At 59.8% G+C, this 23,949-nt stretch carries 13 protein-coding genes; 8 read left to right on the forward strand and 5 right to left on the reverse strand.

Translation table 11 applies throughout. The features are described from left to right. Positions 1 to 562: 562 nt before the first annotated feature. Positions 563 to 3,772: a vitamin B12-dependent ribonucleotide reductase gene (locus tag FTO74_RS14965; RefSeq protein ID WP_162538865.1), complete on the forward strand. Its 3,210-nt coding sequence runs from the start codon at positions 563 to 565 to the stop codon at positions 3,770 to 3,772. A gap of 298 nt (positions 3,773 to 4,070) precedes the next feature. On the opposite strand, the gene FTO74_RS14970 is transcribed toward FTO74_RS14965, so the two are convergent. Genes FTO74_RS14970 through FTO74_RS14980 form a run of 3 tightly spaced genes read right to left on the reverse strand, consistent with a single transcriptional unit; the run spans position 4,071 to position 6,802 of the window. Next, positions 4,071 to 5,102 (reverse strand): NAD(P)-dependent oxidoreductase, encoded by a 1,032-nt coding sequence (locus FTO74_RS14970; protein WP_162538866.1) that lies wholly within the window; start codon positions 5,100 to 5,102, stop codon positions 4,071 to 4,073. Next, entirely contained in the window at positions 5,103 to 6,467 is a 1,365-nt protein-coding gene (locus tag FTO74_RS14975; protein WP_255462302.1) for a hypothetical protein, read from the reverse strand. It lies immediately after the preceding gene. Positions 6,468 to 6,478: 11 nt separating this feature from the next. Beyond that, the gene (locus FTO74_RS14980) at positions 6,479 to 6,802 is read right to left on the reverse strand and encodes a hypothetical protein (RefSeq protein WP_162538867.1); all 324 of its coding nucleotides are present in this window, start codon (positions 6,800 to 6,802) and stop codon (positions 6,479 to 6,481) included. A 643-nt stretch (positions 6,803 to 7,445) separates the two neighbouring features. Here FTO74_RS14980 and FTO74_RS14985 point away from each other — a divergent pair. The 5 genes from FTO74_RS14985 to FTO74_RS15005 all read left to right on the forward strand — a co-directional run bounded on the left by FTO74_RS14985 (position 7,446) and on the right by FTO74_RS15005 (position 16,834). After that, positions 7,446 to 11,690: a PAS domain S-box protein gene (locus tag FTO74_RS14985; RefSeq protein WP_162538868.1), complete on the forward strand. Its 4,245-nt coding sequence runs from the start codon at positions 7,446 to 7,448 to the stop codon at positions 11,688 to 11,690. Beyond that, a complete protein-coding gene (locus FTO74_RS14990; protein ID WP_162538869.1) occupies positions 11,687 to 12,595 on the forward strand; it encodes a diguanylate cyclase in 909 nt (302 codons plus the stop codon). Before FTO74_RS14985 ends, FTO74_RS14990 begins: the two co-directional genes overlap by 4 nt. Before the next feature lie 416 nt (positions 12,596 to 13,011). Beyond that, on the forward strand, positions 13,012 to 14,511 hold the full coding sequence (gene glpK, locus FTO74_RS14995; protein ID WP_162538870.1) for a glycerol kinase GlpK: 1,500 nt from the start codon (positions 13,012 to 13,014) through the stop codon (positions 14,509 to 14,511). After that, positions 14,508 to 16,109: a glycerol-3-phosphate dehydrogenase/oxidase gene (locus tag FTO74_RS15000; RefSeq protein WP_162538871.1), complete on the forward strand. Its 1,602-nt coding sequence runs from the start codon at positions 14,508 to 14,510 to the stop codon at positions 16,107 to 16,109. The genes glpK and FTO74_RS15000 overlap by 4 nt, the downstream gene beginning before the upstream one ends. Then, positions 16,106 to 16,834: an MIP/aquaporin family protein gene (locus FTO74_RS15005; RefSeq protein WP_162538872.1), complete on the forward strand. Its 729-nt coding sequence runs from the start codon at positions 16,106 to 16,108 to the stop codon at positions 16,832 to 16,834. The genes FTO74_RS15000 and FTO74_RS15005 overlap by 4 nt, the downstream gene beginning before the upstream one ends. Before the next feature lie 645 nt (positions 16,835 to 17,479). Here FTO74_RS15005 and FTO74_RS15010 read toward each other — a convergent pair. Together FTO74_RS15010 and FTO74_RS15015 are read right to left on the reverse strand one after the other, a co-directional pair. Beyond that, on the reverse strand, positions 17,480 to 20,605 hold the full coding sequence (locus tag FTO74_RS15010) for a glycoside hydrolase (RefSeq protein WP_162538873.1): 3,126 nt from the start codon (positions 20,603 to 20,605) through the stop codon (positions 17,480 to 17,482). A gap of 196 nt (positions 20,606 to 20,801) precedes the next feature. Beyond that, positions 20,802 to 21,374, reverse strand: a complete 573-nt coding sequence (locus tag FTO74_RS15015; protein ID WP_162538874.1) for a ferric reductase-like transmembrane domain-containing protein — start codon at positions 21,372 to 21,374, stop codon at positions 20,802 to 20,804. A gap of 220 nt (positions 21,375 to 21,594) precedes the next feature. Here FTO74_RS15015 and FTO74_RS15020 point away from each other — a divergent pair, with 220 nt between their 5' ends. Next, on the forward strand, positions 21,595 to 22,530 hold the full coding sequence (locus FTO74_RS15020) for a CopD family protein (protein ID WP_162538875.1): 936 nt from the start codon (positions 21,595 to 21,597) through the stop codon (positions 22,528 to 22,530). Positions 22,531 to 22,543: 13 nt separating this feature from the next. Continuing rightward, positions 22,544 to 23,926 carry a hypothetical protein gene (locus FTO74_RS15025; protein WP_162538876.1) on the forward strand — a complete coding sequence of 461 codons (1,383 nt, stop codon included), beginning with the start codon at positions 22,544 to 22,546 and terminating at the stop codon, positions 23,924 to 23,926. The last annotated feature ends 23 nt before the right edge of the window (positions 23,927 to 23,949 follow it).

A 23,949-nucleotide genomic window follows, 5' to 3' on the forward strand; every position in this document is an offset into this window, starting at 1 on the left:
GGACACCTGCTCCCACTTGCACCCCTTTTCCACTTCCGGACGGTAATTCCTCCCTTGCGGTCCCGTCGCATCCTGCCTAACCTTCAACATGCAGGTCTGCGCAGGCCGAAGGAAGCCCCGTGTAGACCTGCACCAGAACCGGTGCAGTGCCAGTCCAGGAACGCATCTTCCTCCCCGGTACGGTATATACTAGAACAACACAATATGTGGGTGTTTTCTTCTTGACATACCCCACAGAGAGCACTAACTTTGCGTTTGTAATCAAAACGCAGCGCTCAAAATTCATCCAGCAGCAACACTCCGAATCAGGCTCCGCAGCTAAGAGCCATTGCACTATTCTCCCCATTGCACCGCTCTTTGCCTGCCCGCTCGCTCTTTGCCACGACCTTCGGACCCTGTCTTTGCTTTGCTGTGACCAACGCTCTTTGCAGCCATATTTTCGCGGCCGCTGTAGCACCATCCAGCCTCCGCCAACCGACTTATGCGTCATTTTCGACCTTCGAAAAACTATCGACGCACACGAACCACTCGAACGACTGAGCACTATCAAGGAGCACGCCCGATGAAAGCCGCTACGACCCGCACCACCACCATACCGACCTCCCCAGCCGGTTCTTCCAGCACTGCCGCCACGCCCGGTCTGCGCTTCGAGCGCCACTTCACCACGCCCGGCGTCAGCCCCTACGACCAGGTGACCTGGGAGCTGCGCGACGCCGTCATCCAGGACTGGAAGGGCAAGCTCATCTTCGAGCAGAAGAACGTCGAGTCGCCCGCCGACTGGTCGATGACCGCGACCAACATCGTCGCCTCCAAGTACCTGCACGGCCTGATCGGCACGCCCGAGCGCGAGACCGGCGTGCGCGCCCTCATCACCCGCGTCGCCGAGAGCGTTCGTGACTGGGGCATCGCGGGCGGCTACTTCGCCTCCGCCGATGATGCCGAGACCTTCTATGCCGAGCTGGTCCACCTGCTGCTGAACCAGAAGGTCGCCTTCAACTCGCCGGTGTGGTTCAACGTGGGCTGCGACCGGCTGGAGCCGAACTCCGACGCGCAGAACTGGCACTGGGACGCCGAAAAGCGCCAGGTGATCTTCTCGACCACCGGCTACTCCAAGCCGCAGTGCTCGGCCTGCTTCATCAACTCGGTGCAGGACTCGCTGGACAGCATTCTGACGCTGGCCAAGACCGAGGGAATGCTCTTCAAGTGGGGCTCGGGAGCCGGGTCGAACCTCAGCTCCATCCGTGGCTCCATGGAGACGCTCTCGGGCGGCGGCACCGCCTCCGGCCCGCTCAGCTTCATGCGCGGCTTCGACGCCTTCGCGGGCGTCATCAAGAGCGGCGGCAAGACCCGCCGCGCAGCCAAGATGGTTGTGCTCAACATCGACCACCCGGATATCGTCGACTTCATCGAGTGCAAGGGCAAGGAGGAGGCCAAGGCCTACACCCTCATCGCCGCCGGTTATGACGGCAGCGGCCCGGACAGCGAAGCCTACTCCAGCATCTTCTTCCAGAACGCCAATAACTCGGTTCGCGTGACCGATGAGTTCATGTCGGCCGTGGAGCGCGACGCCGAGTTCTCGACCCGCACCGTGAAGGATAAGAAGCCCGTGGCCACCATGCCCGCCCGCGATCTGATGTACAAGATCGCCGAGAACACCTGGGCCTGCGGCGACCCCGGAATGCAGTACGACACCACCATCAACCGCTGGCACACCAGCAAGAACACGGCCCGCATCAACGCCTCGAACCCCTGCTCGGAGTATATGTTCCTGGACGATTCGGCCTGCAACCTGGCCTCGTTCAACCTGCTCAAGTTCGTGACGCCCGGCGGCCAGTTCGATATCGCCTCGTACCGCCACGCCATCGGCATCGTGACTACCGCGATGGAGATCATCGTGGACTCGGCAGGCTACCCGACCGAGATGATCGCGAAGAACTCGCATGACTACCGTCCGCTGGGCCTGGGCTACGCCAACCTGGGCGCGCTGCTGATGGCCTTCGGCCTGCCCTACGACTCGGACGCCGGACGCGACTTCGCCGGTGCCCTCACCGCCATCCTCTGCGGCGACGCGTACCACCAGTCCGCGCAGATCGCGGCCACCTGCCCGCCGCTCGCTGCGGCCACTCCGCTGTGCCAGCAGGCCGAGGCCACCGGCGGCGCCTGCCCCGGCTTCTACGTCAACCGTGAGCCCTTCCTCGACGTCATCCGGATGCACCGCGCCGAGGTCAACAAGATCGGCAAGTCGCGCACCTCGGCTGAGCCGTTCTCGGTGCCGAACCTCGACGGCCTCATCGCCGCCAGCACCGACGCCTGGGACGGCGCGCTCGCCGCCGGTGAGCAGTACGGCTTCCGCAACTCGCAGGTCACCGTGCTCGCGCCCACCGGCACCATCGGCTTCATGATGGACTGCGATACCACCGGCGTCGAACCCGACCTCGCCCTGGTCAAGTACAAGAAGCTGGTCGGCGGCGGCATGATTAAGATCGTCAATAACACCGTGCCCTCGGCGCTCATCAAGCTCGGCTACACGGACGACCAGGTCAACGCCATCGTCAGCTACATCGACGCGACCGGCACCATCGAGGGCGCGCCCGCCATCAAGCCCGAGCACCTGGCCGTCTTCGACTGCTCCTTCAAGCCCGCCAAGGGCACCCGCAGCATCCACTACATGGGCCACATCAAGATGATGGCGGCGGCGCAGCCGTTCCTCTCGGGCGCGATCTCGAAGACGGTCAACCTGCCCAACGACTGCACGGTCGAGGACATCGCCGAGGCCTACATGGAGTCGTGGCGTCAGGGCATCAAGGCCGTGGCCATCTACCGCGACGGGTCCAAGGGCGCGCAGCCGCTCAACGTCTCCACCGACGCCGACAAGAAGAAGGATAAGGATGCGGCCGTGGCTAACGAGGCTGCCATCAGCAGTGCGGCTCTCGAGACGCTGGAGCAGACCGCAGCCTCCGCCCAACAGCGCGTGGCCGCGCTTGAGGCGCAGCTTGCGGCGTTCACCGCCGAGAGCCTTCAGAACTCGGACTCGCATGACTCCAAGCAACCGCCACGTGCCGTACGCCACCGCCTGCCCGCCGAGCGGGCCTCAGTGACGCACAAGTTCTCCATCGCCGGGCACGAGGGCTACATCACCGTCGGCCTCTACCCCAACGGCTCGCCGGGTGAGATCTTCATCCGCATGGCTAAGGAAGGCTCCACGGTCTCGGGCCTGATGGACTCATTCGCGACGGCCATCTCGCTCTCGCTCCAGCACGGCGTGCCGCTCAAGGTGCTCTGCGAGAAGTTCGCCCACACCCGCTTCGAGCCCTCGGGCTGGACGGGCAACGAGCAGATCGGCTACGCCAAGTCGGTGATGGACTACCTCTTCCGCTGGATGCAGCTCCGCTTCCTCTCGGGGCAGCAGCTCGACCTCTTCGCCGGCCTGACCGCGCAGCAGATCAGCGTGCCGGTCGAAGGCAGCGTCAACGCCCCGGCTAACACCGTCCTGCGCAGCCCGGTCGCCCCTGTCTACGGCGAACCGGAGTACTCCGACCGCACCGCTCCTCAGCAGGGCATCGCGCCGGACCTCGCGGCCAACGCCGGGCTGGATGAGAACACCCAGGGCATGTCCTTCGAGGATCGCGGCATCTACCACGCCGCCGACGCCATGAAGGACCTCTACGACATGGGCGACTCGCCGAGCTGCGCCACCTGCGGAGCCATCATGACCCGCAGCGGTTCCTGCTACCGCTGCATGAGCTGCGGCAGCACCAGCGGCTGCTCCTAACCCCCGGCACATGTGTGAGGTTACACATATGGCGAAAGTTGTACCCATATGAGGCAAAACTAGACTGATAGGGCTATCAGGTTATAAGCAACGGCCCGCTCGAGATTCGAGCGGGCCGTTGCTTGCTCTATCGATGATGTTGCCATATCTCAAGGGAGAGCGAGTAGGACAGCGCGTCAACGAAAGGCAGAATCACTCGATAGAGACAACAGATAACAAGCAGACAGCCTGAGCTTCTTACAGAAGGACTGGAATAAGGCCAGTTGTCTGAAGGCCGTTCAACATGGCCTATGTTGGGTCACGAGAACCACTTCAGCAAACGAATGATCCCCATATCTGCGGGCTTTGAATGCGCAGAGACGTTCTTTCTGGCGCTTATCTCTTGTCTGCCTGTCGAGTAATATCGATAAGCTTCAATCATCATTTGCTCATTTGTTAAGGTCGGACGCCAGTTCAGGCGCTCCTTAATATGTCGAGTATCAAAGATGAAATCTTCGGCGATCATGCGATAGTGATACGGCCCCAGAGGGGAAAGCTTCAGCTTATGAGCCAGCTTCATCGCAGCGATGACAGGGCTCCTGGGCAAGGCCGCCACTCTGGACTTTGTTCCCGAAGCGTCGATCACCGCTTCATACACCTGGCGTAAAGAAGTTACGTCGTCAGAGCCGATATGAAACAGATCCGACCCATGGTAGTCCAGCGTCTGAATGCAGGCCGTCGCCAAATCCTGCGCATAGATGAACTGATAGCGATTCGAGCCATCTCCAACCACCCACACCTTCTTGCCGTCGTCGATAAATTCGAACAAAATCGCCAGCAGACCCAGTCGTCCGCTGTCGATAATCGTCGGGCATCGAATGACCACGATCTTCAGGTTGGGGAAGCCTATGAGGAGCTGTTCCGCCGCCAGCTTTGAGCGTCCGTATAACTCAACAGGATTCGGCTCCTCGTCCTCTGCCACCTCATGTCCTAGATTGCTTGCCCAGAGACAGTTCGAGGAGATAAATACCAGGCGTTCAATGTTCCATCTTTGGCAGGCTTCCGCGACCTCTCGCGTTCCATCCACGTTGGAGCTCCAGAGGTCCTGTTTCGAGATCTTGTCGTGCGCCAACATAGCCGCACAGTGAAATACGGCTGCAAAATCCTTCTTCTCGCATATCCTGTCGAGATCGCGCCTATTACGAATATCAGCCACAAAACTGGTCAGATTTTCATGCGTATCTGCATCCGGTACGAGATCGATATTCGTGACCGCATGGCCTTCCGCCAGTAGTCTTCGTTTTAATACCCCGCCGAAAAAACCAGAACCTCCGGTTATAAGGAAATTCATTTATGAATGCACCTGAACTACTCCCTGCTTCGGTGCCCAGGGCAACTCGGCGGATTGAAAAAGGTATACGGTCAGAACCGTTATCATCGGTTCAAGGGGATGTCGAAACCGCGCCTGCACCGTGACGAAGTAGTAGACGAACGGCACCGTGAGAAAGGCCCAGAAAAACAGCCAAGCCCCTGGGATGCGTCGCCGCAATGCAAGTGCCAGTCCCAGCAGGCCTCCCAGGCTGATGAAACTGAAATTGGCCTCTCGAATGACTTCGACAAGCAACTTATTTTCAATGGGATGTGGAACGCTGGCCCAGAAGAAGTAGACCCGCTGGAGAGCATGAGCCCAAAATATTTCAGGATGTTCGCGAATGATGACGTTCGCCCTCTCGCCCTGCTCCTTGCTGTATGCGACTTCGCCCAATCGTTCATAACGCTGAAAGTCCGGATCTTTTTCAGCCATTGAAAGCGTGGCCATCCATGGAAAACCTCGATTGGAAAGCTGTACGGATTCAAAAAGCTCCGCGCCAAAGTTAGCTCTCATCGGAACAAAGGCGTGGAACGCAAACCAGTTCCGCACGATCCAGGGAGTCACAATGATTCCGCAACACGCACCCGCCAGAACAGCATTTCTAAGGGACCTGCCGGCATGAAGTTTTATCTCCGGCCAGATCATCCATAGCCCGCAAAATGGCAGGAATGTCAGCAACGAACTATTCGAGAGAGCAAGAAGTCCCCACAACACTCCAAACAAGCCCCAGTTTCTGGACGTCTGGCCGCTGGCGTTGTCGTTACTCGGTGAGCCTATTCCACGGACTCGTAGCGCGATGACAAAAATCCACGAGAAGAGAGCCGTACTGAGCGACATCTCCCACACCCAATGGATCGCATACTGGATTGCTGCAGGATAGAGCGCCCAAAGCCATCCCGACCATAGAGCGATCTTCATTCCCCGTTCGTTGCGGCCGAAGCATCGCCACCCAATTTCGTAAACAGCGGGTGCAATAGCAGCCGATAGAAGGCTGTTGATGGCCAGAATCACCCAGCCGGACTTCAAGGAATAGATTCCAAATAGTTTAAATACGCCTCCCAATAAGAGTGGGTAGAGAGGGGGAACCCACGCCGTGGGCCCACTGTGGCCATTGAAGGGGTCAGCGTATCCATACCCGGTTGCCAGGGCCCTTGCAACACGGCCCATCTCCCAACCAAACTCGAAATGGTCGAGATGCGCCCGCATCTGATACTTCCGCGCAACTGTCATAAACAGAACGCGGACAGCAAATGCGATCCAGAACATTCGGCGCGGCAAGTTCGCCCCGGAGTAATCGCCGCGCATCCATGCGACCAGACTCTCTATACGTTTGCGAATCGTCATTGATAGACATTTTAGTCGACCGCCTGACGCCCGCGCTCTGGCGGAATGTGATTAGCTGTCTTGTTTTGACGATCAAAGCGATTTACCTGGCCAGGCCTGTGTCCAATGCCGTGGCCTGGATGCTGATCGGGTAAGTGCTCGTCTCTTCCTGGGCTGAGATATTGCGGCAGACTAGCGTCTTCTCCGATCAAAGAAAACCGATAGACGACACCAACGGCTAAGGATTTCGAGTAGAGATGACCGGAATCTGTGACCGGCGATGACAGGAGTGCCCGCGGCTTTCGGTGACGGAACAGCAACAGAGGTAAGGTTACACAAACGATGGCGGCCGCCATTGTCCCCTCTCCTGTGCTTCTCTTCAGCAGGGCAGACTTGATCAGATTCGACGAGAGCCCCCGAGGTACTGGCTTCATCGTTAGTAGAGCCGCCATGCGATGCCCGAGCCGCGATCAGTAGAACTGATATCGCCGTCGACCTGAACCACCGTGTCCATGTGGCAACCTCCAATTGGAGCTCGAGATGGAACCAAGAGTCCCAGCGACCGCAGACACAGGCCAAAAGTTTGCAACGAAGAGCTTGATTGATCGGAAGAATGACCTTTCTGACGACAAGCTCGTGAGTCGGCCCCCCAGTTGTCGATAACAGGCCTTAACGTAAATCGACTAGCTGTCGTCTGAAAGACGGAGGGCTTAGACCCGGCGGCGGAAGCTAAATAGAAAGACCAAGTTTCGGATGGCAGATTATCCAGAGTGCAAGCGTACTTTTTGTCATGTAAGGTGCTTCGGTACGCCTTACCCCAGGCCATCTACGACGCAGGCTATCCGGATGACGAAGGCAAACACCCTATCAGATACAATCAGAAGCAATTTGGACGGCGAACACCGTGTCGGTTTGAGTCGACGTCCTTCATCTGGAATCACAGGTCTGTCACAGGAAACTAATATCTTCATCCTCAGATAAATCCGAGAGAGGCAGCGGATGGGACAAAACAGAGATGTGCCCAATGACACACCTAAGCAGCTCCGAGATGATTATGCCCTGCATGAAAGTCAGGAGCGTTTCCGCTTGTTGGTGGAGAATGCGGTTGACGATTTTTTCCTTCACGATGAGCATGGGAACTTTCTCGATGTAAACGAACGAGCCTGCCGAAACCTGGGATATTCCCGTGACGAATTACTAGGCATGTCGGCAATCGATGTGTCTACGGACCTGACTCTCCAGGAAAAAGAAGATATCTGGCGACGCACACAGCCGGGCGAAGCCATCACGGTCACAACCCACCATCGTCGGAAAGATGGCTCTAGTTTCCCGGTGGAAGTGCGTATCTCCTGTCTTGCATTGGACGGACGCAAGATATTTATGGGACTGGCACGGGATATCTCCGCCCGGGTCAAGGCCGAAGAGGAGGTCCGTCAGCTTCATGCCGAGTTGGAACGGCGTATCGCCGAGCGTACAACCCAGCTACGCGAAATCACCGACAGGCTGCAGGCCGTGATGGACAGCGCGACCGATGCTATTTTTCTGAAAGATCGAGAGGGACGTTTCCTCTTGTTCAACCTGGCCGCACAGCGCTTTACCGGATTGAGTTCCGACGATGTGCTGGGCAAGACCCCGGTTGATCTGTTTGGAGAGGTGGCGGGCGGTAAGATTTTGAAGCAAGAAGCCGCGGTGATGGAAAGCGGTGAAGCCAGGACAGTAGAAGAAACGCTGAACATGAGAGGAACGGACAAGGTGTTCCTTGCCAACCGGAGCCCACGTCGGGATGCGGACGGCAGAATCATCGGGCTTGTCGGAATATCCCGGGATATTACCGATCGCAAGCTGGTTGAGCGTGAATTACGCACGCAACGGGAACGCCTCGCATTAGCCACCCAGGTCAGTGGGTTAGGCGTCTGGGACTACGATATCGAGGCGAATACGTTGTACTGCGACGAACGCTGGTACGAAATTCTGGGACGTGATCCCTCCCAGCCGGCTAAGTCGATCGAGGAGTTCAAGGAATGGATTCATCCCGATGATGCGGATTATGCGACAGCGGTCAATCTGACAACATTGGCTGAACTCCTGGCACATCACGAGCAATACAGTATTATTTTTCGGATCGTGCGACCAAATGGGGAGATCCGTTGGCTTCGCTCTGCCGCGTGCCTGGTTGAGGGAAACACCGGGCTGCCTAATCGCGCCATCGGCGTAGTTGCCGACATTACAGAAAGTCATTTAGCCGAGGAGAGGCTACAACAAAGTTATGACGCCTTGCGCAAGGCTGAAAGGCTGGCTCGGGTAGGTTCATGGGAGCTGGACTTGCGGACCGGCCAGTTTACTACGTCGGAGATGCTTTATGAGCTAAACGGGGCCGATCCAAATGGGCCTCCACTGACGGTGGCGGATCTCCAGCGGCTTGTGGCCCCCAAGAGCCTGGGCAAGTTGAACGAAGCGATACAAAACTGCCTCGAGACGGGGCAGCCCTACGCACTTGACGTCGAGCATCTTCGACCGGACGGTACATCCTTCGCCGCGCATATCAAGGGACAAGTCATTCAGGAAGAGAATGGCAAGGTCGTCAAGCTATCGGGAACCGTGCTGGATATCAGCGAGCGTGAGGAAGCCCGCGCGCAACTTACAGCTTTGGCAGATAATGTACCGCTAAGCGCTATTTATCGTCTTGAGGCAGCGGCGACGGACAGTATCATCTTTAGCTATTTGAGTGCCGGTATCGAATCTTTGATAGGTATTCCCGCAGAGGAAATTGTCGCGGACCCGCATAAGTTTTTGGAGGCGATCCACGAAGACGATCTATGCGAATATTGGGCCAAGGCGAACCATGCGATTATGCGGTCCGAGGTCTTTGACCATGCCTTCCGTGTCCGGAAACAAGATGGACATATCCTCTGGGTCCATTGCCGTTCCGCACCCCGCGTCCAATCCGATGGTCGCACAGTGTGGGATGGAATTATCCGGGACATCACGCATGAACGCGAAGCAGCCGAATTGCTCTCACGCGCGAAAAGCGAAGCCGAAGCAGCAGAACGAGCGAAGAGCGAATTTCTTGCCGCGATGAGTCATGAAATTCGTACCCCGATGAATACCGTCATCGGGATGACGCGCTTGGCGTTGCAGACGGACCTTTCCAGCAGGCAGCGAAATTACCTCGAGAAGATAGATGCCTCCGCCAGGAGCTTGCTGGGCATCATCAATGACATTCTGGACTTCTCCAAGATCGAGGCGGGTAGTCTGCAATTGGAGGACACCGATTTCACTCTCGAATCCGTATTGGAAGCCGTGTCTACGGCAACCACCTTTCGCGCAGATGAAAAGGGGCTGGAGACGGTTTATCTGATTGCCCCGGATGTGCCACGCAACTTGCGCGGTGATCCTTTGCGGTTGTCTCAGATTCTGATCAATCTTGTTGGAAATGCTGTGAAGTTCACATCGGAGGGCGAGGTCGTTATCTCTGTGGACCTGATGCCTAACGAACCGATGCTTCGCTTCCGCGTTCGTGATACCGGCATTGGGCTGTCGGTCGATCAGATATCTCCTCTTTTCCACCCCTTCACGCAGGCTGATGCCGGAACTTCCCGACACTATGGCGGGACTGGCCTTGGTCTTTCCATCTGCAAACAACTCGTCGAAAAGATGGGGGGGACGATCGGTGTAGAAAGCGAACTTGGAAAAGGAAGCACCTTCTATTTCAGCATTGAGTTGCGCCACGGACGTAAGGCAATATCCCGCGATGTCGCTGCCCCTGCCCTAAGGAACCGTGTGGTTCTGGTTGTCGATGACAATACCACCGCTCGCGAAAGCCTGTCCAGAATGGTGGAGATGTTTGATATGACGGCAGTTAGTGCCTCTTCCGGTGTAGAGGCGCTCGAGGCTTTACACGAAGCCTCGGCTTCAAACCACCCCTATGATCTTGTCCTGATGGACTGGCGGATGCCGGAGATGGATGGAATTGAGGCAGCGCGACGGATTCGAGAAGATAAAACACTGAGCCATGTGCCTGCAGTACTGATGGTAACCGCCTATGCGCGGGAAGAGGTTGAGCGTCAGGTTGAGATGCTTGGACTTCAGGGACTCCTCATCAAGCCGATCACCGAATCCATGATGTTCAACGCCCTTCAGCATATCTTCGGGAGTGACCACAAGGCCGATATGCAGGAGGTTAAACATCGAGGAACAACTCCGCGAATACTTATGGGCAAACGCATATTGGTCGTCGATGACAATGCGCTTAACCAAGAGGTGGCGACTGACTTTCTGACGCTAGCTGGCGCGGAAGTAGATACCGCCAATAGCGGAATTAAGGCGCTGGAGCGACTAACGCAACAGCATTATGATGCAGTGCTGATGGACGTGCATATGCCGGAGATGGATGGCTTACAGGCTACGCGCGAAATCCGCCGCAATCCTGAATGGGCTTCGCTTCCGGTGATCGCACTAACAGCCCAAACGCTCTCTGAAGATCGTGCAGCGATTCTGCAGGCGGGCATGACCGCCTATCTCCCCAAGCCGATCGACGAGACATTGCTCTACTCAACTTTGATGGAACTATTGAATGGAGGTGCAACTGACACACGATCTACAGAATCCAACTCCGAAAAGGAGATGCCGGTTGCGCCATTCGATTCTGCTGAAGCGCTTAAGCGCGTTGGCGGTAGTCAGGAGCGGCTTCATCGTTTGCTGCGGGGTTTTCTGCGAGATTTTTCCAATATGCCTGATCGACTAGAAGCGGCTCTTTCTCGTGGCGAGTGGACGACGCTTCACGAACTGGCCCACCTTGTGAAAGGTACGGCGGGTTACCTCGGAGCGCAATCGCTGATCAAAAGTGCCGAGGCTTGTGAAATCGCAGACCGGCGAAAAGATTACACGGATATGGCAATACATGCACAATCGTTGGTCGAACAAATGAAAGAAGTTCTTCTCTTCCTCGAGGTCGAACTCGCGGCGCAACCGATGCCACTTCTTAAACATTCTTTTCCATCTGAAGCAGGAGATAAGCAGATAATTAGGGCATTGCTGGCTGAGATTGACCCCTTATTGCTGCAAGGTGACTACGCAGCCGAGGCAATGCTGGATAAGTTGGGCCGTCTCATCACGGGAGGCCAGGAGTCCACACTCCTCGAAAATATTAGGAGCCATTTCGAAAATTTAGAACTCGATCAGGCAAGTACGCTCATCTCGCTCCTAAGAAACCGATTGTTCTCCGACGGAGAAACAGTGCTATGACTGCTGCCGACCGTCCGACAATTCTTGTCGTCGATGATGAACGCATCAATCGATGTGTCTTGGCAGACCTTTTTCAGAATGAATATCGTGTCCTGCTTGCCAAGGATGGACCGACAGCACTACGCCGTGCTGTTGACGAAAAAATTAGCTTGATTCTGCTTGATGCGTCGATGCCGGAAATGGACGGGTATGAGGTGCTCCGCAGGCTGACGGCGGATGAGCGCACAAGAAACATTGGGGTAATTTTTGTAACGGGACAGATCGAAGACGAAGATGAAGAACGTGGTCTTCTGCTGGGCGCGGTGGATTACATTACTAAGCCCATTCGTCCTTTACTGGTCCGGGCGCGAGTGCGTAATCATCTTAAGTTGGTGCATCAGCGTGAGGAGTTAGAGCGTCTCTCACTACAGGATGCATTGACCGGGATATCCAACCGTCGCAGTTTTGACCACGCATTCGAGCAAGCTTGCCGCCATATCGAACGAAGCGGAGTCCCCTTCGGCCTGGCTATGATCGACGTCGATCATTTCAAGTACTACAACGACCGATATGGCCACGGCGCAGGTGATGAGGCACTCCGGAAAGTGGCACATGTGCTTGCTGCTGCTGCTCGAAGACCCTATGACCTGGTCGCACGCTACGGAGGAGAGGAATTCGTCCTGCTCTTATCGAGCGGCGATAATTTCATCGGGATGCTGGAAAAGATACGGGCCGAAGTCGCTCTGCTGGGGATCGTCCACGAGGCGTCGGAAGTTGGTCATCTGACAGTTAGTTGTGGTGGCGTCGTCGCCAGCGTCGAAAGTGCAAGAAAACCCGCTGATCTTCTTGCACAGGCTGACAATGCCCTTTATCAGGTCAAAAAAAATGGACGGAATGCAGTTCTTGTCCACGATACTTCAAAATAAAACTTGACTGTAGATATCGTGACGATACATCTCAGCGCCAGAGGAAGCAGAGAGATCTATCGTGGTCACCTGACAGCAGCAGTTGACCGGGCGTTAACACACGGTGGACGAATGTCAGTCGATGCGAATATAGAGAATCTCAACTGTTGCCGACAAGCCAACGCGCTCATTGAAGTGTGAATCGCGCGTTGATGAAAGAAATTTCATCTTATGGTTGAAATCACAGCCCGGCGAGAGTCGGTTTTTTTGCTTCAAGCAGAGGCTTGTCCTGCCGGACGGACCCACTACGCGCGGAGCAGTCACTTCGTGACGTGTATACCTTGTCTGGGGATATGTATACCTTGTCTGGGTAATATAGGCTGCTAGGGTCCTCCCGCTGGTCGGAAATGGGCATCTCAATTCCAGAAAGAGCTTCTATGGCACAGTACGTACTCGCACTCGACCAAGGAACCACCAGCTCACGCGCCGTCCTCTTCAGCCACGACGGCCGCATCGCAGGCATGGCCCAGCACGAGTTCGCCCAGCACTTCCCCGCTACCGGCCAGGTCGAGCACGACCCCATCGACATCCTGACCACGCAGATCAACGCCGCCGTCGAGGTGCTGGCGCACGCGCACGTCCGCCCACGCGACGTGGTTGCGCTCGGCATCGCCAACCAGCGCGAGACCACCATCGTCTGGGACCGCGAGACGGGCAAGCCGGTCTACAACGCCATCGTCTGGCAGGACCGCCGGACCGCCGCATTCTGCGAGCAGCTCCTTCACGATGGCCACGAAGACGCGATCCGCAGCAAGACCGGCCTGCTGATCGACCCGTACTTCTCCGGCACCAAGGTAACGTGGATTCTGGACCACGTAGACGGAGCCCGCGCTCGCGCCGAAGCGGGTAAGCTCGCCTTCGGCACCGTCGATAGCTGGCTGATCTGGAACCTGACCAGCGGCAAGCGGCACATCACCGACCGCACCAACGCCTCGCGCACACTGCTGTACAACATCGTCGAGGACCGCTGGGACAGCGACCTGCTCGAGTTGCTCCGCATCCCCGCCAGCATGATGCCGGAGGTGGTCTGGTCGAGCGAGCCGGTGGGCCGGGTGACGACCTCGCTCGGCCTCGGCGAAGTGGAGATCGCGGGCATCGCCGGAGACCAGCAGGCGGCGCTCTTCGGTCAGCTCTGCGTGCGGCCGGGCGACGCCAAGAACACCTACGGCACAGGCTGCTTTCTGCTACAAAATATCGGCGACAACTTCACACTCTCGAAGGAGCGGCTGATTACCACCATCGCATGCAGCGCGGAGCACAAGCTGCAGTACGCACTCGAAGGCAGCATCTTCGTCGGCGGCGCGGTGGTGCAGTGGCTGCGCGACAAGATGCAGTTCTTCGAGAAGGCTCCCGACATTGAGGCGATCGCAGCCAGCGTGGAAAGCTCGAACAACGTGATGCTCGTGCCCGCGTTCACCGGTCTGGGCGCGCCGCACTGGGACCCGTACGCCAGCGGCATGATGATCGGCCTGCAGCGCAGCACGGAGATCGGGCACATCGCGCGGGCGGCGCTCGAGAGCATCGCCTTCCAGGTGACCGACGTGCTGCTGGCGATGCAGCACGATACCGGCACCGTCTCGAAGATGCTGCGGGCCGATGGCGGCGCGGCGGCCAGCGATATCCTGATGCAGTTTCAGGCCGACCTGCTGGGCATCCCGGTGGAGCGGCCTGCGATCCTCGAGACCACAGCGCAGGGAGCGGCCTATCTGGCCGGACTTGCCACCGGCTTCTGGAGCAGCGTGGACGAGATCGCAAAGACTCGACCCGCCGGGCAGGTGTTTACTCCGCAGATGGAACCGGAGACAGCAAAGAAAAAGTACGCCCGATGGCAGGACGCGGTGGGCAGGGCTAAAGGCTGGAATAGGGAGACCGCATGAAGCGCAGTGAGATGATCGCTCGGATCAAAGAACGTACCGAGCCCTGGGATATAGTCGTCATCGGCGGCGGAGCGGTGGGCGCGGGCGTGGCCGTCGACGCCGCCTCGCGCGGGCTGGACGTGCTGCTGGTCGAGCGCGAAGACTTCGGCAAGGGTACGTCGAGCCGCGCCACTAAGCTGGTCCACGGCGGCGTCCGCTATCTCGAGCAGGGCAACGTCTCACTGGTGATGGAGGCTCTGAAAGAGCGCGGTCTGCTGCTGCGCAACGCACCGCATCTTGTTCATGACCTGCCCTTCGTGGTGCCCAACTACTCGTGGTGGGAGGCGCCGTTCTACGGCATCGGCATGAAGGTGTACGACCTGCTGGCAGGCAAGTACAACTTCGGCCGCTCGCGCATCCTCTCCTTTGAAGAGACACTGGAGCGGCTGCCGACGATCCAGCATGAGGGACTGCGCGGCGGCGTGCTGTACCACGACGGCCAGTTCGATGACACGCGCCTGCTGATCCACCTGCTGGCCACCGCGGTGGACCACGGAGCCACCGTGGTGAACTACGTCGCGGCGGTAGAGCTACAGAAGGATGCAGATGGGTTCCTCAACGCAGTCGTGGTGGAGGATCGCGAGTCCGGCGAGCGGCTTACCGCGCAGGCCAAAGTCGTCGTGAACGCGACCGGCATCTTTACCGATGAGACGCGGCGGCTCTCCGAACCCGGCGCTCCGGCGATGGTCAGCCCGAGCCAGGGCATCCACCTGGTCTTCGACCGCTCGTTCCTGAGCGGCGACACCGCCATCATGGTGCCGCACACCAGCGATGGCCGCGTGCTCTTCGCGATCCCCTGGCACGACCGCACGCTGGTCGGCACGACCGACACGCCCATCGAGCAGCCTTCGTACGAGCCGCTGCCGCTCGAGGAGGAGATCGAGTTTGTCCTGGAGACGGCGGGCCAATACCTGAGCCGCCCGCCTGCACGCAAGGACGTGCTCAGCATCTATGTGGGGATTCGACCGCTTGTGAAAGCTGCCGGAGCCGAGGGTAGCAAGACGTCAGCGCTCTCGCGGGACCATACCATTCAGATCGACGGCGCGGGGCTGCTGACCATCGTGGGCGGCAAGTGGACCACGTACCGGCACATGGCCGAGGACTGCGTGGACCACGCGATTACACTCGGCAGCCTGAAGGACACGCCCTGTGTCACCGCCGACCTGCACGTCCACGGGTACCTCCAGAACGCACAGGAGCTGGGCGCGCTCGCGGTCTATGGAACGGACGCCGCAGCCGTTCAGGCACTGGCGAACGAGCGGCCCGAGCTGGCCGAGAAGCTGCATCCCGAGCTGCCGTATATCGGCGCGGAGATTGTCTGGGCGGCGCAGCACGAGATGTCGCGCACGCTCGATGACGCGCTGGCGCGGCGCACCCGCGCACTGCTGCTGAACGCACGGGCTACAGTCGAGGCCGCCCCGAAGGTCGCGGAGCTGCTGGCCGCAGAACTGGGGCGCGATGCGGGCTGGGCCGAGGAGCAGGTTCGGAGCTTTACGGAGCTGGCACAACAGTACATCCTCTCCCCCGGCGCGTCTCCGGCCAAGGTGCGGGAAGCATGAGAAGCCCCTTTCTCGGAGAGTTCGTGGGTACCTTTGTGATGATGCTGCTCGGCACCGGGGTCGTCGCCGGATGCCTGCTGAAGCGTACCAAGGCCGAGGGAGCGGGCTGGCTCGCAATCACTACGGGCTGGGCCTTCGCCGTGCTCTGCGGCATCTTCACCGCCAACCTCTTCGGCAGCGCGGACGCTCACCTGAACCCCGCCATTACGCTGGCGTTGGCGGTCAAAAGCGGTGACTTCTCGCGGCTGCTTCCCTTCCTCGTCGCGCAGGTCTGTGGGGCGTTCCTCGGGGCCACCGTGGCCTGGCTCTTCTACCTGCCGCATTGGAGCGTGACCGAGGACCCGGCGCTCAAACTGGGCGTCTTCTGCACTGGCCCCGCCATCCGCTCCTACGCGGCCAACCTGTTCAGCGAGATCGTGGCTACGTTTGTCCTGGTGCTGGTGGTCGGGGCGACGGGCTCAAAGCTGGTGCTCTCGACAGGGTCGGCGGCGGGGTTCGGGCCGTTTCTGGTGGGCTGCCTGGTTTGGTCGATCGGGCTTTCGCTGGGGGCGACGACCGGCTACGCGATCAACCCCGCACGCGACTTTGGCCCGCGCCTGGCACATTCGCTACTGCCGATCGCGGGCAAGGGCGGGTCGGATTGGGCGTACGCATGGGTGCCTATCGTTGGCCCCTTTGTCGGAGCCGGAATGGCGGGGTTTGTGTTGCGAGTTGTGGGAGCTTGAGGCGTTAGCCCAAGAAGGCCTGGACCTGTCTCAGAAGCAACGGCATCTTTGCCGTTGCTTCTGGAGCCATCTTAGGTGTTCGTCAGGGAAGGTCGGTTACCCGTGGGGTATGGACCGAGGGGGAGGAGTATGCAGCAGCTCAAGCCTTGGACTGGGATGCCCAGTGTCGTGCCTTCTTCATCTCTTTTCTCTCACTGAGAAAGGCTGAGATCTTTGCCCAGAACAGAAATACACACAGCCCCGAAAATGCTATTGCAACCCAGAGTAGCGTGACCCAAATACCATCTTGTTCAACCATGTTTATCCTTACACTCCACTTGTTCTAACCAATCTCCTTTCCAATTGTTGCGGATCGAAGAATGGTATTTTTATCCAATCGGCATGAAGCAGGTTACTGGAGTAATCCTGATTTCAGGGGATACCTGCCTCCACCAAAAGGGGATGAACTCCTTGGAATAAGATGCATATCGGCTTCAATGGGTAGTACTTGACGAGGTGACTCTATTGGCTAAATATGCAACACCCCAGGCGGCTGCCTCCGTTGTCCGCGGCCCCAAAGCAACAGGGCCGACCGGGAAACGCCCTTGTCGGCCCTGCCGTTTCTACCTTGGTTAATGCCCGTTATAGCAGTCCAACGCTACCGCCTTACGGCTCATCTCCCAGCTCGATCTGGTCCTCGACATCGTGGTCGATGACGCCGGTGTTCAGCGAGAGCAGCGGAAGATGCCGCTTGAGCAGGGTCTGGTTCAACACCTTGAGGTCCGTCTGCTTCAGCGTCTGCCACTGCTCCAGCAGCCCGGCCAGGGGTTGAGCCGCGATCTGGCAGGCCTCAAGCTGAGCCGTAGTGGGAGCGGCGTCAGCGTTCTGGATCGAGTGCTCCAGCCGCGCCAGAGTTGTGCGCACCGAGCCCAGGGTGGGCGGGCCGGCCACGCCGCGGCGTCCGCCACCGCCCGACGCTGCTCCGGCGATCAGGTTCAGCTTGGCTTCCAGAGAAGCCACATTGGCCTCGGAAACGTGGGAGCCGCCGGAGTGGAGCTGGTCCCGCAGCACAGTGATCTCGTGGATCGCCACCGTGGCCCGCAGCATGTCGTCGTAGATCGCACGGGAGGCCGTGAACTGCGCCTCGAGATCAGCCGTGGAGGTCTTCACGCGCGGGTCGAGCACCACCTGAAGTGGCTCGGTCAACACCTTGCCGCCAGCCGTCAGGCGCACCGTGTAGCTGCCCGGCAGCACCCACGGCGAGGTGGCCACCGAGGGCGTGTTGTGCGGCACCGCCTCGTCGGCATCCGGGCCGGTGGACATGCCCGGCACCTCGGGATAGCGCATATCCCACAGGAAGCGGTGATGCCCCGGAGCAGCCGAGAGCACGCGCGGCGGACGAGCCCACAGCACCGGGTCCGGGTAGCGCGGGTCGAGCGGCGGCACCGGGTCGGTGCTGCGGATACGGGTGATCGGCTTGCCGGATGCGTCGAGGATCTCCAGCATCACCTCGCCCGAGAACTGTGGCCCCAGCACATAGTCGATCATCGCTCCGGCGGGAGGATTCTCGCCCGTCGCCATCTCCGGAACCCAGGGCGTCGGCGGGTTCATGTTGTTGCGGATGCGGATGGCAGTCTGCGGAGCGTACAGATAGGCGTTCGCAGCCGCGACCTTCTCCGCGATCTGCCGCAGCGGGGTCACGTTGTCGAGGATCAGGAAGCCCCGGCCGTGCGTCCCTGCGATCAGGTCGTCGCCCTTGACGCTGAGGTCGCGTACCGAGCTGGCTGGCATGTTTAGTCGTAGCGACTGCCAGTGGTCGCCGTCGTCGAACGAGACGTACACCTGCGTCTCCGTGCCCGCGTAGAGCAGCCCTTTGCGCTTGGGGTCTTCTCGAATCGCGCTCGTCGCGGCCCCGTCGGGGATGCCGTTGACGATCTCCTTCCACGTCCTGCCGCCGTCGTGCGTGCGGAAGAGGTGCGGACGCATATCGTCCAGCCGCATGGTGTTGACTGCCGCGTAGTCGGTCAGGGCGTCGAAGTGTCCGGCGTCCATGTTGAAGACCTTCCAGAAGGGCTTCAGCGCCGGAGGAGTCACGTTCTGCCAGTGGCCGCCGCCGTCGGCCGTGGTCCAGATGAGGCCGTCGTCGGTGCCCGCCCAGAGGCGGTTGATATCGACCGGCGAGAGCCCCAGCGAGTAGATGACCCCGCGTCGCACCGGCTTGGCTGCGGGCGAGTCCTTGTAGGCGTCCAGCGTGGCAGGCAGCTCATAGCTCTCGCGGCTCAGGTCGGGGCTGATCTCCTTCCAGTCGTGGCCGCCGTTCTTCGTCAGCCAGAGGGTGTTGGCGGCGAAGTATAGGCTGTGCGGGTCAACCGGCGAGAACTGCAGGGGCTGTGTTCGGAGCACGCGGTAGCTGCGCAGAGGCTTCGGCTCCACGTCCTGAATCTGCCCAGTGCGCCGGTCGTAGCGCGTCACCTTGCCACCGTAGACGATGTCCGGGTCCAGCGGATCGGGCGCGGCGTAGCCGTACTCCTCGATGCCCACCGGGTGCCAGTCGTGGAAGGTGATGCGGCCGTCGTCGCTGCGGCTGGGCACGCAGGCGCTGCCGCTATCTTGCTGGCCGCCGCAGACACGGTAGGGGAAGGCGTTGTCCGTGGTGACGTGGTACACCTGCGCGGTGGCCTGGTTGAACCACTGGCTCCACGTCTTGCCCGCGTTCTGCGAGATGATGACGCCCTGGTCGCTGGCGAGCGCGATGATATCGGTGTTGTTCGGGTTGATGAAGACATTCTGATAGTCGTCGCCGCCCGGCGCGCCGCGCAGCCCGTACCAGCTCTTACCCGCGTCGGTCGACTTCCACGTGACCACGCTGGCCACGTAGACCGTATTTGGGTCCTTGGGGTCCACGACGGGCACCGGCACGTCGCCGCCGCCGATACGGGCCTCGGGCCGCGTGTCGTTGTCCGGCGCATGCACCCAGGTGACGCCCTCGTCGTCCGAGCGCAGTAACTGCACTCCGCCGCGCAGGTTACCCACTTCCGCGTACATCCGCCGCGAGTCGCTGGGCGAGATCGTCATCTGCACCTGCAAGATGTCGTCCGGCAAGCCGTTGCCCGAGAGCTTCTTCCACGTGTCGCCGCCGTCGGTGGAGCGGTACAGGCCGCCCGGCCCGGAGAACGCACCGTTCTCCCACGGCCCCTGCTGCCGCTGCCACGTCGCCGCGAAGACGATGTTGGGGTGCTGCGGGTCGATCTGGACCTCGGACGCGCCGGTCTTGTCGTCGACATAAAGGACTCGCTGGAAAGTTTTGCCACCGTCGAGCGTCCGGTACAAACCGCGCTCCGTGTTAGGCCCGTAGGGGTGCCCCGTCACCGCGACGAAGACACGGTTCGGGTCCTTCGGGTCGATTGCGATCTGCCCGATCTGCTGTCCGTCGCGCAGGCCCAGGTGCTGCCACGTCTTGCCCGCATCGGTGGACTTGTAGACGCCGTCGCCGGTCGAAAGATCCGGTCGCTCAAGCCCCTCGCCGCTGCCGACGTACACCACGTTCGGATCGGAGAGAGAAACCGCAATCGTTCCGATGGAGCCGCTGGGTTGCGCGTCCCAAAGGCTCTGCCAGGTCTCCCCGGCGTCGGTCGTCTTCCAGACACCGCCGTTCACAGCGCCCAGGTAGAACGTCGCAGGCTGGCTGGGCACTCCCGCCAGCGCACGCGTACGCCCGGCCCGCATCGGCCCGATCTCGCGCCAACGCATGTCGGAGAAGAGTTGCGGTGGAACGCCTCCGGCTTGGGCCATACACGCGCCTGCTGTACTCAGCCCCAGCAATACAGCACACGATAAAGTACGGACACGCATCGTCACATCGGCTCCTAAAACAAGGGGATCGCGGCAGCTACGGGCCGACAGGCCAAGGCTATTACAGAACCCGCCCGTGCTCTACGGATTTGTAGTGGTCCCTGCAAAGACGTTGCCGCAACGCCAAAAGACGCGGCTAAGCCGTTACTCGCACTGCCCGGAAGCCTGTTCCCCGCAGCCGCAGACGCCACCCCATCGCAGCCAGGCTCAGTAGAAACGCCGCCTCCACGAAGACCTTCCCCCCATCCAGCAGATCCGGCTTGCCATCCTTCAGAAGCGGGTCCGTGAGGATGCTGTGCAGAAAGATCAGCGCAACCGCGGGAAAAGCGAGATAGTGCAGCCGCCGCCAGAGGGGACGGCCGATACGATGCCGCAGCAGCGACGACCCCAGGATAACCACCAGAAGATAGAGCGCCGCCGCTCCCGCCAGGTTGAGCTTGGGCTGCAACGGCGAGTGGATGGGCCATAGCAGATCGACCACGCGGAACTCCGGCGCGTGCTGGAAGAGCAGCACCACCGGGTGCGCCAGCGTCAGCGCGACCGCGCAGTAGGCCGTCCACTGGTGTAGCGCGAAGACGTTGATGCGGCGATGCGGCCAGTGCCGCACCGGACTGTAGCGCAGCGCCATCAGCAACCCCAACCAGACGTTCAGGGTTGCCGCTCCCACGGCACCAAGCCCCAGGTAGGCGCACAGGTCAAGCATGGTCATGCGTTCGGCTCCAGTAGGATAATGGCACCATTCTAGTAGAGATCTAGTACTACGACCGAGAGTACTGGATGATCTATGCCTGCGCTCGATTTATACTCAAGAGGTTCTCCGGACATCCTCAGAAAAAAGTAAGTCAAACAGCAACTCGGGTGACAAACTCAGGGTGACATGGGCCAACTTACTTCCGTCGTCGAGAGAAAACAGCCATAGGGTGAAGTAATTGAACGGACCGATCCTGTTTCTGAGCATCCTGCTCTCTACCCTTACCGACGCCACCTTCGCTCTGATGGTGGGCCTCCTGCTCGCGGACCATTGGCTGGCTGTGCCTGCGTTTCTTTCTGTGCAGCATACGTTCTCCGAGAGATCGGCCCGCCGTCTCATGCTGGCTCTCATCTTTCTCCTGATTCTGGCTCACCTGGCGCGCCCTTGGTTTCTAGCTTCGAGCATGAGCGGTTCCTCCAGCTTCCGCGACAACATTGCCCTTATCCCATCCATCCTCTCCTCTACCCATCAGGGCAAGCTCTGGTACATCAACTCCTGCGCCATCGTTCTGCTCCTACTGGCGACTCTCGCCAGGCCGAGCCTTCGTGGTTCCATCCGCTGGCGCTCGAGGTCTATCATCACGATTCTGGCGCTGGCGCTCATCGCCGCTGTCAAAGCAGCCTCCGGCCATGCAGCCGATGACGGCGACTTCACCCTGATGGAGTCCGTGCAGGTGCTCCATATCCTCGCCACCGCTGTCTGGTCCGGCTCCATCCTCGTCTCCGGCTTCTTCGTCCTGCCCCTGCTTGTCCGCAGGGTGCGACCCGATGCCATCTGGAGCTACGGCGAACAGCTCTCGCGCTTCGCTACCTACGCCGTCATCACCGTGCTCCTCAGCGGCGTCTACACCTCCGACCGCGAGCTCAACGGCCCCCTTGCGGGCCTGTGGACGACGCTGTGGGGCAAGGTGCTGCTCGCCAAGATCGCCGTCGTGCTGATCGCGTTCGCGTTCGGCGGAGCCAGCCGATTCACCTGTCTGGCTAAGGACGCGAGTGCTCCCAGGCTTCAGCTTCTTGCCCGTCTCCTGCTGTCTGAAGCAGTGGCGATGGCCGTTATCCTCTGCCTCTCGGGCTGGCTCGGCAATACCTCTCCCGCCATGTCGGCGGGCATGTAAACTGGGGCCACCGATGGATCCTAACCACGACGTGGGTCACACCTCATCTGCGCACCGGCTCTCTTCGAAGTGGCCCGCAGCCCTCCGCTGCCTTGCGTTAGCCGTCCTATGCTGCACCGTCTCCTGCAAGCGCAGTGCACCGCCGATCGAAGCACTCGACGACGATGCACGTGCCTACGTCCGCCTGGCCGTGGCTCTGGGCGAACGCGATAAGGAGTCGCTCGACTACTACTACGGGCCACCCGAGCTAGTCGCCGATATTCACAAGAATCCCCCGACTTATCCGGAGATTAAAAAGTCGGCGCTAGCTCTCGAAGAACAGATCCGGCAGCTTGAGATCACCGACCCCGTCCAGAAGCAACGCGTCGACTTTCTCCTGCGCCAGCTTAAGGCCATCGCCGTGCGCATCGACATCCTGACCATCGGCCAGCAGCAGAACGAGATGCCCTTCGATCGCGAGAGCGAGGCGCTGCTCGGCATCAAGGCTCCCGCCACCTACGACAAAGAGCATCTTGCCCAGGTGCGCGCTGAGATAGACCGCGCCATCGGCGGCACCGGCTCGCTGGCCACGCGCTATGCGGCCTTCGACCAGAAGTTCGCCATTCCGCCCAAGCTCATTCCCGCCGTGATGACGCGCGCCATCGCTGCCTGCCGCCAGATCACCGCGGCCCACATCCCACTGCCCGCGGGTGAATCCACCACGCTCGAGTACACGACAAACCAGCCCTGGAGCGCGTTTAGCCGCTACTACGGCAACCTGCACAGCGTCCTACAGCTCAATACGGACTTTGTTCTCACCGTCGATCGCGCGCTGCAGCTCGCCTGCCACGAGGGCTACCCCGGTCACCACGTCTTCAATTCCACTCGCGACGCAACACTGGTCCGCAAGACACAGTGGCCCGAGCTGACCGTGCAGACCACCTTCAGCCCCCAGTCGCTGATCTCGGAGTCCGCCGCCGTCTACGCCACCCAACTAGCCTTCACCGACGCCGAGCGACTCGAGTTCGAGCGCAAGGAGCTATTTCCACTGGCTGGGCTCGACGCCGCACAGGCCGAAAAATATCTGCGCGTGGAGCGCCTGGTCGATCAGCTCCACGTCGTTGAACCATCTATCGCACGCGGTTACCTGGATGGAACGCTTGAGTATCTCCACGCCAGCGAGGCTCTGGAGAACGAGGCGCTCATGGCTCATACCAAGGCGACGCTTTTGTATCTCAACGAGTATCGAAGCTATGTGCTGACTTACACCTATGGCGTCGATCTGATGCAGAGTTATATCGAAGGGCCTGATCCAGGTAAGTCAACCATTGAAGAGCGTTGGCAACGCTACCACGACCTGATGACTCAGCCTGATATCGACATCACAGGCAATCGGGCTGATACAAAATCAAACTAGCTTGCGCATAACTAAGGCGTGGC

Origin of the sequence: Granulicella sp. WH15, assembly GCF_009914315.1 — a bacterium.
Lineage (GTDB): Bacteria > Acidobacteriota > Terriglobia > Terriglobales > Acidobacteriaceae > Edaphobacter.